Here is an 841-nt window from a genome sequence, read left to right as displayed (position 1 = left end):
ATGTCGTAGACCCGAAACCGGGTGACCTATCCATGGCCAGGTTGAAGCGAGAGTAAAATCTCGTGGAGGACCGAACCACGTTGGTGTTGAAAAACCATGGGATGAGCTGTGGATAGCGGAGAAATTCCAATCGAACTCGGAGATAGCTGGTTCTCCTCGAAATAGCTTTAGGGCTAGCGTCGATTAATTGAGTAATGGAGGTAGAGCACTGAATAGGCTAGGGGGCATATCGCTTACCGAACCTTATCAAACTCCGAATGCCATATACTTTTATTTCGGCAGTCAGACTGCGAATGATAAGATCCGTAGTCAAAAGGGAAACAGCCCAGACCATCAGCTAAGGTCCCAAAGTGTAAGTTAAGTGGTAAAGGATGTGGGATTTCTAAGACAACTAGGATGTTGGCTTAGAAGCAGCCACTCATTCAAAGAGTGCGTAATAGCTCACTAGTCAAGAGATCCTGCGCCGAAGATGTCCGGGGCTAAAACTTACCACCGAAGCTATGGGTGTACACTACGTGTACGCGGTAGAGGAGCTTTCTGCATTGGCTGAAGTCGTACCGGAAGGAGCGGTGGACGATGCAGAAGTGAGAATGTTGGCATAAGTAGCGAGAGACAGGTGAGAATCCTGTCGGTCGAAAACCTAAGGTTTCCTGAGGAAGGCTCGTCCGCTCAGGGTTAGTCGGGACCTAAGCCGAGGCCGAAAGGCGTAGGTGATGGACAACAGGTTGATATTCCTGTACCACTAGCAGACGTTATTACAAATGGGGTGACGCAGGAGGATAAGATGTGCTAGCTATTGGATGCTAGTCTAAGCGTTTAGGTATGTAGGATAGGCAAATCC

At 48.6% G+C, this 841-nt stretch carries 1 rRNA gene; it reads left to right on the top strand.

The features are described from left to right. Positions 1–841 (top strand): 23S ribosomal RNA (locus ACY1IQ_RS21135); the annotation flags it as partial.

This window comes from Clostridium sp. Marseille-QA1073 (genome assembly GCF_054863625.1).
This window is presented reverse-complemented; position numbering and strand designations above follow the sequence as displayed.